Origin of the sequence: Prosthecobacter sp. (assembly GCF_014879935.1) — a bacterium.
Classification (GTDB): domain Bacteria; phylum Verrucomicrobiota; class Verrucomicrobiia; order Verrucomicrobiales; family Verrucomicrobiaceae; genus Prosthecobacter.
Genome location: NZ_JACSRD010000192.1, coordinates 1 through 12,992, shown reverse-complemented (window position 1 = coordinate 12,992; position 12,992 = coordinate 1). Strand labels below are relative to the sequence as shown.

General features: G+C 62.6%; 12 protein-coding genes. 8 read left to right on the top strand and 4 right to left on the bottom strand.

All coding sequences use genetic code 11. The features are described from left to right. The 6 genes from IAE77_RS21130 to IAE77_RS21105 form a co-directional block, all read left to right on the top strand. Positions 1-842 (top strand): DUF58 domain-containing protein (locus IAE77_RS21130; protein WP_345781000.1); only part of this gene is annotated, 842 nt, incomplete at its 5' end. Positions 843-985: 143 nt separating this feature from the next. Continuing rightward, positions 986-3,142: a BatA domain-containing protein gene (locus IAE77_RS21125; protein WP_294231081.1), complete on the top strand. Its 2,157-nt coding sequence runs from the start codon at positions 986-988 to the stop codon at positions 3,140-3,142. Between the two features lie 41 nt (positions 3,143-3,183). Next, complete coding sequence (locus IAE77_RS21120) at positions 3,184-3,438, top strand: DUF433 domain-containing protein (RefSeq protein ID WP_294231079.1); 255 nt, start codon at positions 3,184-3,186, stop codon at positions 3,436-3,438. Continuing rightward, complete coding sequence (locus IAE77_RS21115) at positions 3,435-3,620, top strand: hypothetical protein (RefSeq protein ID WP_294231077.1); 186 nt, start codon at positions 3,435-3,437, stop codon at positions 3,618-3,620. The genes IAE77_RS21120 and IAE77_RS21115 overlap by 4 nt, the downstream gene beginning before the upstream one ends. Positions 3,621-3,622: 2 nt before the next feature. Further along, on the top strand, positions 3,623-5,929 hold the full coding sequence (locus IAE77_RS21110) for a hypothetical protein (RefSeq protein WP_294231075.1): 2,307 nt from the start codon (positions 3,623-3,625) through the stop codon (positions 5,927-5,929). Positions 5,930-5,931: 2 nt separating this feature from the next. Further along, positions 5,932-6,213: a DUF167 domain-containing protein gene (locus IAE77_RS21105; RefSeq protein ID WP_294231073.1), complete on the top strand. Its 282-nt coding sequence runs from the start codon at positions 5,932-5,934 to the stop codon at positions 6,211-6,213. 1 nt (position 6,214) lies between these two features. Here the strand turns inward: IAE77_RS21105 and IAE77_RS21100 are convergent, their stop codons facing one another. The 4 genes from IAE77_RS21100 to IAE77_RS21085 form a co-directional block, all read right to left on the bottom strand. Beyond that, a complete protein-coding gene (locus IAE77_RS21100; protein ID WP_294231071.1) occupies positions 6,215-6,547 on the bottom strand; it encodes a hypothetical protein in 333 nt (110 codons plus the stop codon). Between the two features lie 20 nt (positions 6,548-6,567). Then, a complete protein-coding gene (locus IAE77_RS21095; protein WP_294231069.1) occupies positions 6,568-7,161 on the bottom strand; it encodes a hypothetical protein in 594 nt (197 codons plus the stop codon). A gap of 22 nt (positions 7,162-7,183) precedes the next feature. Next, entirely contained in the window at positions 7,184-8,392 is a 1,209-nt protein-coding gene (locus IAE77_RS21090) for a Tm-1-like ATP-binding domain-containing protein (RefSeq protein ID WP_294231068.1), read from the bottom strand. 79 nt (positions 8,393-8,471) lie between these two features. Beyond that, positions 8,472-9,305: an AraC family transcriptional regulator gene (locus tag IAE77_RS21085; RefSeq protein ID WP_294231066.1), complete on the bottom strand. Its 834-nt coding sequence runs from the start codon at positions 9,303-9,305 to the stop codon at positions 8,472-8,474. 55 nt (positions 9,306-9,360) lie between these two features. On the opposite strand from IAE77_RS21085, the gene IAE77_RS21080 reads away from it, so the two are divergent. Together IAE77_RS21080 and IAE77_RS21075 are read left to right on the top strand one after the other, a co-directional pair. After that, entirely contained in the window at positions 9,361-11,523 is a 2,163-nt protein-coding gene (locus tag IAE77_RS21080; RefSeq protein ID WP_294231064.1) for a PSD1 and planctomycete cytochrome C domain-containing protein, read from the top strand. Between the two features lie 85 nt (positions 11,524-11,608). Continuing rightward, positions 11,609-12,850 carry a SpvB/TcaC N-terminal domain-containing protein gene (locus tag IAE77_RS21075; protein WP_294231062.1) on the top strand — a complete coding sequence of 414 codons (1,242 nt, stop codon included), beginning with the start codon at positions 11,609-11,611 and terminating at the stop codon, positions 12,848-12,850. Positions 12,851-12,992 lie beyond the last annotated feature (142 nt).

Genomic DNA, 12,992 nt, shown 5'->3' with positions numbered 1-12,992 from the left:
ATCTGCAGCTCTTCGCGCGCACGGTGGTCGAGGGCTTCACCACCGGTCACCACGCTTCACCGCACAAGGGATTCAGCGTCGAGTTCCGCCAGCACCGGCCGTATGTGCAGGGGGATGAGATCCGCCGCCTCGACTGGAAGGTCTTCGGCCGCAGCGACCGCTTCTACATCCGCGAATACGACGAGGAAACGAACCTGCGTGCCACCATCGTGCTCGATGCCAGCGGCAGCATGAACTATCGCGGTCAGAAAGGCGTCCTGAAGTTCGACTACGCACGCAAGCTCGCCGCATCGCTCGCCTACCTGCTCATGAGCCAGCAGGACGCCGTGGGCCTCATCACCTTCGATTCCAAGGTCAGGGACGTCGTTCCTTGCCGCACGAAGATCTCGCACCTGCACCTGCTGCTCGAAACGATGGTTAAAACGGAGCCCGGCAAGGACACCAGCCTGGCACCAGTCATCGAATCACTCGCGCAGCGTCTGAAACGCCGGGGACTTGTGATCCTCATCAGCGACTTCTTCGACGATCCGGCCGCCATTTTGAAAGCCGTGGGCATCCTGCGAAAAAAAGGCCACGAGGTCATCGCCCTCCAGCTCTGGGACCGCGACGAAATCGATTTCTCCTTCGGTAACTGGGCTCGTTTCGAAAACCTCGAAAACGATGAAGATTTCCTCCTCCTCGATCCCGCCACCATCCGCCAGCGCTACCACGAGGTGCAGCAGCAGTTTGCCAATGACCTCAAGGAAGGCTTCCGCAAGCACCAGATCGACTACCTGAGCCTGCCGACGGACGAATCGCACTCGATGGCCCTGCGGAACTATCTCGCGCTCCGCATGCGCTGAACCGACACAATGACGAAACCAGAATTCCGAATGCCAAATCTAGCCCCCATGCCGAATGACAGCGCCTTCATGGCGGTCGGCATCATGGCTTCGTCACTCATTCGTCATTCTGAATTCGACATTCGTCATTCCCGCCCGCCCCAATGACCTTCCTCAACATCGCTCTCCTCGCGGGCGGGCTCACGTTCCTCATCCCGCTGCTGATCCACCTGCTGAACAAGCGGAAAGTGGTCACCGTGCGCTGGGGCGCGATGCATCTGCTCCACGAGGTCATCCGCCAGCGAAAGCGTAAGATGAAGATCGAGCAGCTCCTGCTGCTCATCACGCGCATCAGCATCCCCATCGTTCTGGCACTCTGCCTCGCGCGACCGGTGCTCACAGCGTTGCGTTCGCTCGGCATGGGCAGTTCCTCGCTGGTCGTGATGCTGGATGACTCCTTCTCCATGCGTGCGCCGGCAGCCCAGACCACGCTTCCAGGCGGAACGGTCATCGAGCAATCACGCCAGGATCTTCAAACCATCGTCAATGACCTGCCGAAAGGTTCCAGCGCCCAAGTCGTGCTCGCCGGCGGGACGCCTCGCAAATTGCTCGATCAAGCCACCACCGCGCTTGAGCTCGTGCCGCAAAAACTCGGCGATCTGCCGTCCATGTCCGGCCCTTTGGCGGCCAACGACGCCTTTCAGGCCGTCACTTCGGCCTTGAAGGATGCCCCCAACGCCGCCCGCGAGGTTCTCGTGGTTTCGGACTTCCAGGAAGCCGATTGGAAGACCGTGGCCGAAGGCGCCGCCATCCCAGCGCTCGAGGCCCTGTCAAAACAAGAGCCCAGGCCGCAGATCACCTTCCTCCGCGTCGGCAGCGATCTTGCCGAGAACCTCAGCATCGCCAGCGCCGATCTTTCCGCCCTTGTCGCCGCCGAAACGCAGCCCATCGGCCTGCGCGTTCGCATCAAAAACCACGGCAAACGCCCCTGGCAGGACATTCCCGTGCATCTGGAGGCCGATGGCGCACGCCTGCGCACCGCCCGCGTCTCCCTGGCTCCCGAAGGCGAGGCCGTGCTGAGTTTCACCAATGCTTTCGACAAGGTCGGCGACCATTCGCTTTCGGTGCGCCTTGAAGGCGACAGCTTCGGTGATGACAACGCCTTCCACAGCGTCGTTCAGGTGCGGAATCAGCTCAACGTGCTGCTGATCGATGGCAATCCCGGCTCTGCGCCCTTGGAAGGTGCCACCGACTTCCTCGAAATCGCTCTCACACCACACACCGCCGCCGCGGCCAGTCTCAAGGATCTCATCCGCACCAAAAAAGTCGATCTGCGCAAGCTGCGCGATGATGATCTGCGTGGGCAGGAAGTCATCTTCATGGCCGATGTCCAGCGCCTCCAGGGCCGCGTGCAGAGCGACATCGACAAGTTTGTCAAAGAAGGCGGCGGACTGCTCGTCTTCGCCGGGCCGGATTGCGACCTCGACTGGTACAATCGCGAGTTCTATCGCAAGGGCGAAGGCCCCTACCCTGCGTCGATCAAAGGCTACGCCCGGTCCGAGTCCGATGCGGCTCCTGCCCGCATTTTGCTGCAGCGCTTCACCCATCCGGCCGCGCTTTACTTCAACGACGCCCGCGGCGGCCGTCTTCAGGATGCCGAATTCCGCCACTGGATCGAACTCGTCCCTCAGGGCGACCAGGTGCAGCGCATCTTCAGCCTCGACCGCAATGTGCCGCTCATCATCGAGAAGAAATACGGCCGCGGACGCGTCATCGCAGCCGCCACCACGGCCAATGCGGTGTGGGGAAACCTGCCCTTGCAGCCCTTCTTCGTGCCGCTGATGCAGCGCCTGACCACCTACCTTGCCACAGAGGGCAGCGCCCCGGCCTGGCAGCTGGTCGGATCTCCGCTGCGCATGACTGTCAAAGCGGCGGATCTCGGCGCCGAATTCACGCTCCGTGATCCCACCGGACAGGTGCAGACTTTGAGCGCCGCCAAGGACGGCGAAAACGTCGTTGTGCAAAGCCCGCCCGTCGCGCAGCCAGGCATATTCCAGCTCACCCGCGCCGGATCGGACCAACCGATGCTCCTCGCCTTCAATGTCGATGGCACGGAGTCCAACCTGACCCCTCTCCCGGCCGCCGACGTGCAAAAGATCGCCACCCGGCACGAAGCCGGTTTTGCCGACACACTCCAGGCCTATCAGGCCCTCGACCGCACCCGCCGTCACGGCAGCGAGCTCTGGCAGCCGCTGCTCATCGCCCTCCTCGGCCTGCTGTTCTTCGAAGTTCTGCTCCAGCAGCGCATTGCCCGCGGCTGACGAACGCGTTGAAAGCCTCCTTTGAGCCCGTATCTACTCCCATGTCCACCACCGCAACTGCCGCCAGTCCGCTGCTTTCCCGGATCACGATTGATCCCGAAGTCTGCCACGGGAAACCCGTCATCCGCGGCATGCGCTATCCGGTGGAGTCGATCCTCGAATATCTCTCGGCCGGCGACAGCTTTGATGATGTGCTGGCCGAGTTCAATGACTTGGAACGGGACGATCTCAGGGCCTGCATCGAATTCGCAAACCTGTCCCTCAAACTTCGCAGTTGGCAGCTTGTCGCGGCATGAAGTTCCTGATCGATGCGCATCTCCCGCCCGCTCTGCGCCGCGTCTTCGCGGCTGCGGGACATGATGCGATCCACAGGGACACTCGCCAGATGTTCGAGACGCACCTTCCCGCCATCGCCACCGCCTTGCAGACGAACACCCTGGTCGAAATCGACCGCCAACAGCTTTCGATCATCGCCTGATCATGAATCCCACCACCGAGACCTCCCTGCGCTTCACCGGCGGCTATGCCCCGCTGCCGGTGATCCTGCTCGCGTTCGGGCTTTCCGCGCTGATGTGGTTCCTGTATCAACGGGAGCTGAAGTTCATCGGCGGCCGATTTGCCAAAGTTCCGGCTGTACTCCGTGCCCTGGCGGTCTTTTTGCTCGTCATCGCGCTCGCGGGTCCGGTTCTGCGGCATGTCACCACCCTGCGTCAGCTCGGCCGTGTCATCATCGCCGTGGACAGCTCGGCCAGCATGCAGTTGACCGACGACAACGGCGATCAGACGGCCTCAGACGCCAATCCAGGTGCGAAATCGCGTTTCCAGCGTGCTGAGGACCTGCTGCTCAAAGGAACGACGCCTCTGGTGAAAAAGCTCGCCGAGACGCAGGATGTCGAACTCGTTGCCCTTCGAGGAAACAACACGCAGCGTCTCTGGTGGCATCGCCAGGGCGGCAAGGACACCTCGGGAGACATGCCCACGGCGTTTGAACTGCCCGCCAGCACGCCAATCACCAACCTCGACCAGACGCTCCGTTCCGCGCTCGGCCCCGTCACCGCCGGCACGGCGCTCGTGGTGCTGACTGACGGCCAGCACAACACCACCGGCTCCCCGGAAGAATTCAGCACCGCGCTCAAGGCCAGCGGCACTTCCGTCTTTCCCATCGGCTTCGGCACGGAAATCCCGCCGGCCGATTTGTCGCTGCTGGATGTCAGCGCCCCCGAGTCCGTGTTCTCCAAGGAAAATTTCCAAGGTCGCCTCACGGTGAACGACAGCATGCCCGCTGGCATTCCCGCTGTCGTCCGGATCGAAAGCCAGGGCAAAACCTTGTGGCAAAAGGACTTCACCACCGATGGCAAAGGAGAAAAGACCTTCAATTTCATCTTCCCCGTGGCCCAACTGCCGCCGCCTGCGCCGGGACAACGGGACAAGACGCTGCGCAGCGTGAACATCCACATCTCCGCCAGCGGTGATCGTGCCGCGCTGGAAAAGACCCGCTCCAACAATGCGCGCGAACTCGCGATCCACCTGCTGGAGAAAAAGCGCAAGGTGCTCATCCTCGACGGCCGTCCGCGCTGGGAAACCCGCTACATCCACAATCACTTCGACCGCGATGATCGCTGGCAGGCCACGCTCATCTTCGATGACATGAACGACAATGCCGCCAAGGGCAGCCTGCAGCGCGACTTTCCCAGGACACGCGACGACCTGCTCAGCTACGACCTCGTCATCCTCGGCGATGCGTCGCTGGCCCGCTTCAAAAGCGAGCACCTCGACTGGCTCGTCGAGTTTGTCGAAAAACGCGGCGGCGGCTTGATCATGATCGACGGCCAGCGCGGCAAGCTGCGTGAATGGAGCACTGGCAGGACCGCATCGTTGATCCCCGTGCGTTTTGCCTCAAACAACAACAAGCCCCAGCCCTCCAGCATCGAGCTGACCGCCGACGGCCAGCGCTTCGACGCCCTGCGCCTCAGCGACAGTCCCAGCGCCAACGCCACGCTCTGGCCCACGCTGCAAAAGGTGAACTGGCACTCGAACGTGGAGCCGCTGCCCGCCGCCATCACGCTTGCCAAGGCCCAGGAGCCCGCGCTCGTCTTTCGTCAGGTCGGCGCCGGTGCCGTGCTCTATCTCGGCACGGACGAACTCTGGCGCTGGCGCTTCCAAGTCGCCGACTTGTATCACCAGCGGCTGTGGATGCAGCTCGCGGCGTGGATTGCGGCCCCGCCGTTCCAGATCGATCAGAAGAAGGTGTCCCTCGGCACCGATCGCCTGCGTTACGCCCCTGGCGAGGCCTCCGAGATCCGCGTGCGCGTTCGCAACGACCGCGGCGACATCATCAGCGATGCCCAGCCCCGCGCCTACCTGCTGCACGAGGGTAATGAGGTCGCCACGCTGCAACTGGAGGCCGATCCGACTCACATCGGCGTCTATCGCGCCCTCACACCGCCTCTGAAGGCCGGCACCTACGAGATCGCGGTTGCCGAAAGCCCCAGCGCACCGCGCAGCGATTCACGCCTCTCCCTGCACGTCTCCGACTCCGGGAATCCCGAGTGGGCCACGCTCACCATGAACCGCATGCTGCTCGAAACGATGGCCCAGAACAGCGGCGGGCGCTTCCTGCGCGAGGAACAGGCCGCCACCGACCTGCCAAACCTTCTCCAGAGCATGGATCGCAAGCAGGTCATCACCAAGGAGACGATCCTGTGGTCAAGCTGGTGGTGGTTCGGCGCGGCGATCCTGCTGCTCACCGTCGAATGGCTCCTGCGGAAGCAATTGAAGCTCGTCTGATCATGGCAGCATCGAACGATCGTGCCCAACTCGCCGTCCGTGTGACTCCGAACGCGAGGAAATCCGAGTTCGCTGGCTGGACCGCCGATGAAAAAGGCCGCCCCGTGCTGCTCGTGAAGCTCAGCGCCCCGCCGGTCGATGGCAAAGCGAACACCGAGCTCATCCGCTTCCTCGCCGAAGCCCTCGACTGCCCCAAAGGCCAGGTCACCTTGCTCCGCGGCACCTCCAGCCGTCAGAAGACCGTCGAACTGCCTGCGGTGGCGATGGAGGGACTGCCGAAGTGACTTAAGCGTCAGGCTTTCGCAGTGCCAATCGCTCAAGTGCTTCCGCAGTCCAGATCATGCTGTCCACGCCCTTGATGCGATGACTGACAATGTGGTGTTTGAGTCGGAGAATGAAATCGTGAATGCGAACAGCATCGAGCGAATGCTCCGTTGCCAGCGTCTGAAATTCACGCGCCAGCGCAAGCTGTGGCGACACCCAATTCAAATCTGGATGATCAACAGAGGTGCTCTGCAAGAAATCGATCCATTCGAAAGACTCCTGTCTGATCTCTTCGAGCGAAAGCTTGAGCACAGGGTGATGCATATGGCGGGAAGAAAGCTCAATCTTCATCATGGCCCCCTGACAGCCTCGCTTTACCCCCTCGCCCGCTCCAGCAGATTCATCATCAGGAAGGACAGCAGCAGGGCCAGTTCCTCGCCGGGGCTGGCCTGGCCGAGTGGTTCCAGCTTGAACATGCCTTCAAAGAACGCGGCCTGCTTCGTCAGTTGCATCACACCGGAACCGTCCGCGAGCCGCGTGGCGTTGTAACTGGGATGCAGCATGTAGCCGGAGAACATCCCCACGATCGGAATGCCGCTCACCAGGCCGTCGAGCAGATTCACCAGCGCACTTTGCTCCTGGATCGAAAACGTGGGCGTCTGCGCACCAGGCGCGAACACATCGTAATGCGCCTTCCACAGCGACTTCAGCCCCCGGCGGCCCACTGCACCGAGCACCTGGCCATTGGGAGCTTTGAAGGTGTAGCGTGCCGACCAGTCGATCACCCGGTCCGCCTCGATCGTCGCCAGCAGTGTCTGCATCGTGTCGTCCGTATAGACCTCCACCTTCTCACGGAAGCGAAACAGCTTCTGCTTCACATAACACAGCGTCCTGCCCGAAGCGTCGGTCACATAGATCTGCGGAGCCAGGGCGATGAGCTTGAAGCGAAACGTGATCGGGTAGTTCATAAGGCTGCAAAGTTGGCGGCGCTTAGCGAACTGGCAAGCTCTGAAGCAATGCCTTCGCACACGCCTCGGCGAACTCCGGCGCGTTGATCTCGCAGTCGATTTCAACGAGCGGGATGCCGGGGCGCAGGTGCTGCTTGATCGCGTCGAACAATGCCGCGTCTGCCGCGGCATCGTGAAACGGCTTCCCAGCGGCGCTGATGATGCTGATGGCCTTGCGGGGCAGCAGCACGGTGACTGGACCACGATACGCATTGGCTTTCTCCGCCAGGATGCGGCCGAGTTCGGCGCACTCGGCAGCGTTGGTGCGCATGAGCGTGACCTGCGGGTTGTGAATGTAGAAGGTGCGACCTTCAAACTTCGCCGGAACGCTGCCACGCTCGCCAAAATTCACCATGTCGAGGCATCCAGGCGTGATGATCGCAGGAATGCCCGCCTTCGCCGCCGCATCGAGCCGTGTGGGCCCTGCACCGAGAATGCCGCCGACGAGTTCATCAGCCCATTCCGTCGTCGTCACATCGAGAACGCCCGCAAACATGCCGCTTTCGATCAACGACTCCATGATCCTGCCGCCGGTGCCGGTGGCATGGAAAACGAGCACCTCGTAACCGGCGTCTTCGAGGACTTTCTTCGCCGTGTTCACACAATCGGTCGTGTTGCCGAACATGGAGGCGGCGATGAGCGGCTTGTCAGCACCTGCGGGCACCGTTGTCTCGACCATGCCGCAGATCGCACCAGCGGCGCGAGCCAGCAGAACGCGGGAGATGCGGTTGATGCCGCTGACATCGACGATGCTCGGGAACATCACGATGTCCTTCGTGCCGACATATGGCGCCACATTGCCAGCGGCCAGTGTGGAGACCATCACTTTCGGGAAACCGACCGGCAGCGCTCGCATCGCCGCCGTGCCGATCGCCGTGCCGCCGCCGCCGCCGAGCGAGATCACGCCCTGCACCTTGCCGCTTTCGACCAGGGCCGACAAAAACGTCGCGGCCGCGCCCGCCATCGCCGTCACCGCCTCGCCACGATCCTTCCGCACCATGATGCCGGCGAGATCGACAGCTCCCGCAGCGGCGACCTGTTCACGCGTCACGTCCGGCGTCACCTGCGGTGCTTCGCCGCTGCCGGTGTCGATGAGCAGCGTCTGGTGCCCGCGTGCGCGGATGATTTCCGCCACGTAGGCGTGTTCGTGACCTTTGGTGTCGAGCGTGCCGAGAACTGCGATGGTTGCCATCCCGCACGATAAAAGCGGGCGCGGAAAGAACAGCAACCGTTTCACACCTGCGCCTATCCGCTTCCGGCATGGCGCCACCTCACCTGCCCTTCCTCTCCCGCTGCCGCGCCCGATACTCCGCCGGTCCGCAGCCAACCTGCCGCGCAAACATCCGGCTCAGGTAGTGACGGTTGGGAAAACCGGCCTCGGAGGCAATCTGATCAATGGTTTTGTCCGTGAGCGCCAGGGCCTCGCCCGCCAGCCGAATCCGCGCCGCGAGTACGTAGGCGGCAGGCGTCTGGCCCGTGTGCTCGCGAAAGCTGCGGATGAAGCGTTCGACGCTCATGCCGGCGCGTTCGGCGAGGAAGTGGTTCGTGAGTTTCGTGTGCGGCGAGCGGGCGATGAGCGCCAGAACTTGGGAAAGACGCTCCGGCAGCGTCTGCGGTGGTGCTTCGAGCTTGGCGAAAACGACATGCAGCAGAGCAGACGCCAGATGGAGCAGTCCGTGGCCGTCGGTGTGAGTCTGATGCGTGTCGATCAATTGCCCCAGCAGCATGCGCATGGTGTCATCGACGGGAAAAAGCATCGGCTCGGCAGGAAAGGACACACCAGGGCGATTGGTGGTGAAGTGCAGCCAGTAGTGGCAGGCACGCACCGGACCGACGCAGTCGAAAACGGTGTCCGCAGGGATCAAGACGGCGTTTTTTGGCTCCAGCGGGATTTTGCGACCTTGGAAGACGAGGTGGCAGCCCGGCTTGGGATTGTGGTAGAAGCGCCAGAATGGCGAATCGACGCCCTGATGGTTCCAATCCTCCAAGGCAGGCTGGTAGCCGCTTTCGTGAATGAGGAACGGTGTCCAACCCGCCGTGGCGACACGCGCGAGGTCCACGCCCCACGGGGTGGTGTAGTTGAGGTATTTCCGCCGGGTGGCCATGATCGGACACAACTACGGCAGAATAGGGCATGCTCGTCCAGCGTTGGTTTTCGCGATGAGAGCGCTCTTTTTCATCCTCACCGCCGGTGCCACCTTCGCCGCGAATCTTCCGCCTGACCACGCCAAGCGCATGGATCGCGGCCTCAAGCTGTTCGACAACGAGGTGGCGTCCCTTTTGAAGCAAAACTGCCTCAAATGCCATGGCGGTGAAAAGTTGAAGAGTGACTTCGACCTGACGACACGGGAGGACCTGCTGCGCGGCGGCTCGCACGGCACCGCAGTCGTGCCGTTCGATGCGAAGGGCAGCCGCCTGGTGGCCATGATCCGCCACCAGAAGGAGCCCAACATGCCGGACAGCAGCCCGAAGCTGCCCGACGAGGCCATTGCAAAGATCGCGGCGTGGATTGACGACGGCGCGCCTTACTCCGCGCCGCTCGTCACCGGCAAGAAGCCCAAGAAAGATCTCAGCGTGGTGACTGAGGAGGACCGCAAGTGGTGGTCGTTTCAGCCTCTGCGGAAAGTGAAGGCGAAAAGCATCGACGAGCTGCTCTTGAAGAATGCGAAAGGCCTGAGCTTCGCACCGCAGGCCGAAAAAGCCGTGCTGGTGCGCCGCCTGTCCCTCGATTTGACCGGCCTGCCGCCAGCGGGTGTGTCGGACACGTCGGACTTCTCTGACTTGATCGACCAGCTGCTCGAATCACCGCGTTACGGCGAACGTTGGGCCCGTCACTGGCTGGATGTGGCCCGCTACGCGGAGAGCACGGGCTTCGAGCAGGACTATGACCGGCCCTATGCGTATCATTACCGTGATTTCGTGATCAAGGCCCTGAACTCGGACATGCCCTACGACCAGTTCGTGAAATGGCAGCTCGCTGGCGACGAATACGAGCCGCAGAACCCGCTGGCACTGGCGGCCACCGGCTTCCTCGGCGCGGGCGTTTTCCCATCCCAGATCACCGCGAACGAGGTGGAGCGCACGCGCTACGATGCGATGGACGACATGCTCAGCACGACGGGCAATGCTTTCCTCGGCCTGACGGTGGGCTGCGCCCGCTGCCACGACAACAAATACGACCCCATCCCCACCGCGGATTACTACGCGATGCTGAGCACCTTCACGAAGACGACCCGCATGAACGTGGACGTGCATCCCGACGGCAAAGTGACCTCCGCCGTCACGACGATGGACAAAAAGAAGAACACGCCGGAAGTGAAGGACGCGACGCGCATGATGATCTGCGCCGAAGGCTACGATCCCATCGTGATGCACACGCAGGGCGGACCCTTTTTCGACCAGACCTTCGTTTTGAAGCGCGGAAACACGGACATGAAGGACCGCGAGGCCGTGCAGGGCTTTCTGCAGGTGATGTCACGGCCGCAGGATGCACAACGCTGGCAGTGGCAGCCGCCTGCGGGCGCGAAATCGAGCGGCAAACGCCGTACGCTCTCGAACTGGATCACCGACGTCGATCATGGCGCTGGCGCTCTCCTGGCTCGCGTGATCGTAAACCGGCTGTGGCAGCATCATTTCGGCACCGGTTTGGTGCCCACGCCGAATGACTTCGGCAAAACCGGCACACCGTGCACGCAGCCGGAGTTGCTCGACTGGCTGGCGGCGAAGCTCATCGAGAATGGCTGGAAGCTAAAGCCGATGCACAAACTCATCCTCAGCAGCCGCGCGTGGCAGCAGAGCAGTGCCCGCGATGCGAATAAAGAGGCCGCTGATCCGGCGAACGGCCTTTTCATGCGCTTCGTGCCCTATCGCCTCGAAGGCGAGGCGATCCGCGATTCGATGCTGGCTGTGAGCGGCGTGCTCGACCCGACGATGCACGGGCCCGGCACGCGCGATGAGAACAGCAAGCGACGCAGCATCTACTTCAACATCAAGCGCAGCCAGCTCATCGGCAGCATGGTGGCCTTTGACCAGCCGGAGCCGCTCGTGAGCCAAGGCGCACGCCCCACGACGACCGTGGCACCACAGGCGCTCATTTTGATGAACAGCCCGCAGGCCCGCCAATGGGCTGAAGGACTCGCGAAACGCGTCTCCGGTGCCGGTGATGCCGCGAAGCAGATCGCGATGACGTATCGGCTTTGTTTTCATCGCGAGCCTAAACCTGCCGAGATGGCCACCGGGCTAGATTTCCTGAAAAGCGGTGCCTCGCTGGCGGATTACTGCCAGGTGGTGATGAGCTTGAATGAGTTCGTGTATGTGAACTGATCGCCTGTCGGACTATTTCCGACAGACCAGGAGGTTCGCTACATCTGTCACTTGCGCTATTTGCTCATTTCCCCAATATCGGAAAATGAAGGTGTGCCGCTTCTTTCTCGCCCTCGCGTTTGCCAGCCCGGCTTTGGCCGCGCCGGACATGTATCTGGCCTGGGCCACTTCCAAATGGGGCACGGCCACCACGGGCAGTGTGGTTCAGCGCAGTGTCACCTGGGGTGAGGAGGCGGACCCGGACCGCGATGGCATCGCGAATCTCATTGAGTATGCCTGTGACACCGATCCCACGCGGCATAATCCGGCCAGCGATTGCTGGCAGTTCTTCCTGCCGGACTCGGGAGCGCCTGAGTATCGCTATCCGCAGATCACCGCGCATCTGCGCACGGATGATCCTGACCTGCGGGTGCTTGCGCAGACGAGCCAGGACCTCGCTTTTTGGTCGCCGCAGGCCAGTTCGGTGGATTTCAGCCAGCCGCAGCCGGAAAATCCCGCCGTGTGGGAGCAGGCCACCGGGAGCACGCTGCGCGGGCTGCGGCAGATGCGCTACATCGACCGCCTGTCGATGGCGCAGCGCTCGCGGGCCTTCATGCGGCTGCATGTCGTGCGTCGTTTCGCCAGTGCCAGCACCACGCCCATCGAGCCTTTCACCTTCACGCCGGGGCAAACGGTCGCCACAGGCTCCACGGCGCGGTCCAGCAGCATCACGCTGGCGGGATTCGCGGGCACGCTCAGCGCCAGCATCCCGGCGGGAGTCACCTTGTTCGTCAATGGCACCGTGCAGACTGGCTCCAGCGCCACGGTGAAGGCGGGGGACGTGCTCTGGATGCAGGCCACCGCGCCGGGCATCGCCGGGCTGCCACGGAACTACACCCTCACCATCGGCGGCCAATCCGCCACCTGGAGTTTCACGGCGGGCAGCAGCGCCGCTGTGCCGGATCATCCGGGCACGGACTCCGGCTACACACCGGTCGAGACAGGCGTTTCGGACACCGGCGCGGCGCAGATCAGCATCCCGATTGTCGTCGCCCCCGGCACCGCCGGGATGCAGCCGAAGCTCTCCATCAACTACTCCAGCCAGGGCGGCAATGGCCCGCTCGGCGTCGGCTTCTCGCTCAGCGGCCTCAGCACCATCAGCCGCGTCGGGCGCACCGTCGCGCAGGATGGCGTCAAAGGCGGCGTCAACTTCGATGCCAACGACCGCTTCGCCCTCGACGGTCAGCGCCTCATAGCCATCAACGGAGCCGACGGCGCGGACGCCACCGAGTATCGCCTGGGGCTTTGGCGACTTACCGCTCAGAAGAGCCAGGCCACTTTCGTTTAGCCTCAGCTACAAATTTACTTCATCTGTTTTCCACTCCCCAAACGCACCAACTATCGCCATGAACTCAGGAACGATTTTGGGCGCTTCGCTATGCTGGGTGGGTAAAAGCTGAAGGGATTTGCAGGTCGAGACGGCCGGCCAT

Coding starts and splice junctions, on each gene's coding strand:
- IAE77_RS21125 (WP_294231081.1), top strand. CDS start 986: ATGACCTTCCTCAACATCGCTCTCCTCGCGGGCGGGCTCACGTTCCTC.
- IAE77_RS21120 (WP_294231079.1), top strand. CDS start 3,184: ATGTCCACCACCGCAACTGCCGCCAGTCCGCTGCTTTCCCGGATCACG.
- IAE77_RS21115 (WP_294231077.1), top strand. CDS start 3,435: ATGAAGTTCCTGATCGATGCGCATCTCCCGCCCGCTCTGCGCCGCGTC.
- IAE77_RS21110 (WP_294231075.1), top strand. CDS start 3,623: ATGAATCCCACCACCGAGACCTCCCTGCGCTTCACCGGCGGCTATGCC.
- IAE77_RS21105 (WP_294231073.1), top strand. CDS start 5,932: ATGGCAGCATCGAACGATCGTGCCCAACTCGCCGTCCGTGTGACTCCG.
- IAE77_RS21100 (WP_294231071.1), bottom strand. CDS start 6,547: ATGATGAAGATTGAGCTTTCTTCCCGCCATATGCATCACCCTGTGCTC.
- IAE77_RS21095 (WP_294231069.1), bottom strand. CDS start 7,161: ATGAACTACCCGATCACGTTTCGCTTCAAGCTCATCGCCCTGGCTCCG.
- IAE77_RS21090 (WP_294231068.1), bottom strand. CDS start 8,392: ATGGCAACCATCGCAGTTCTCGGCACGCTCGACACCAAAGGTCACGAA.
- IAE77_RS21085 (WP_294231066.1), bottom strand. CDS start 9,305: ATGGCCACCCGGCGGAAATACCTCAACTACACCACCCCGTGGGGCGTG.
- IAE77_RS21080 (WP_294231064.1), top strand. CDS start 9,361: ATGAGAGCGCTCTTTTTCATCCTCACCGCCGGTGCCACCTTCGCCGCG.
- IAE77_RS21075 (WP_294231062.1), top strand. CDS start 11,609: ATGAAGGTGTGCCGCTTCTTTCTCGCCCTCGCGTTTGCCAGCCCGGCT.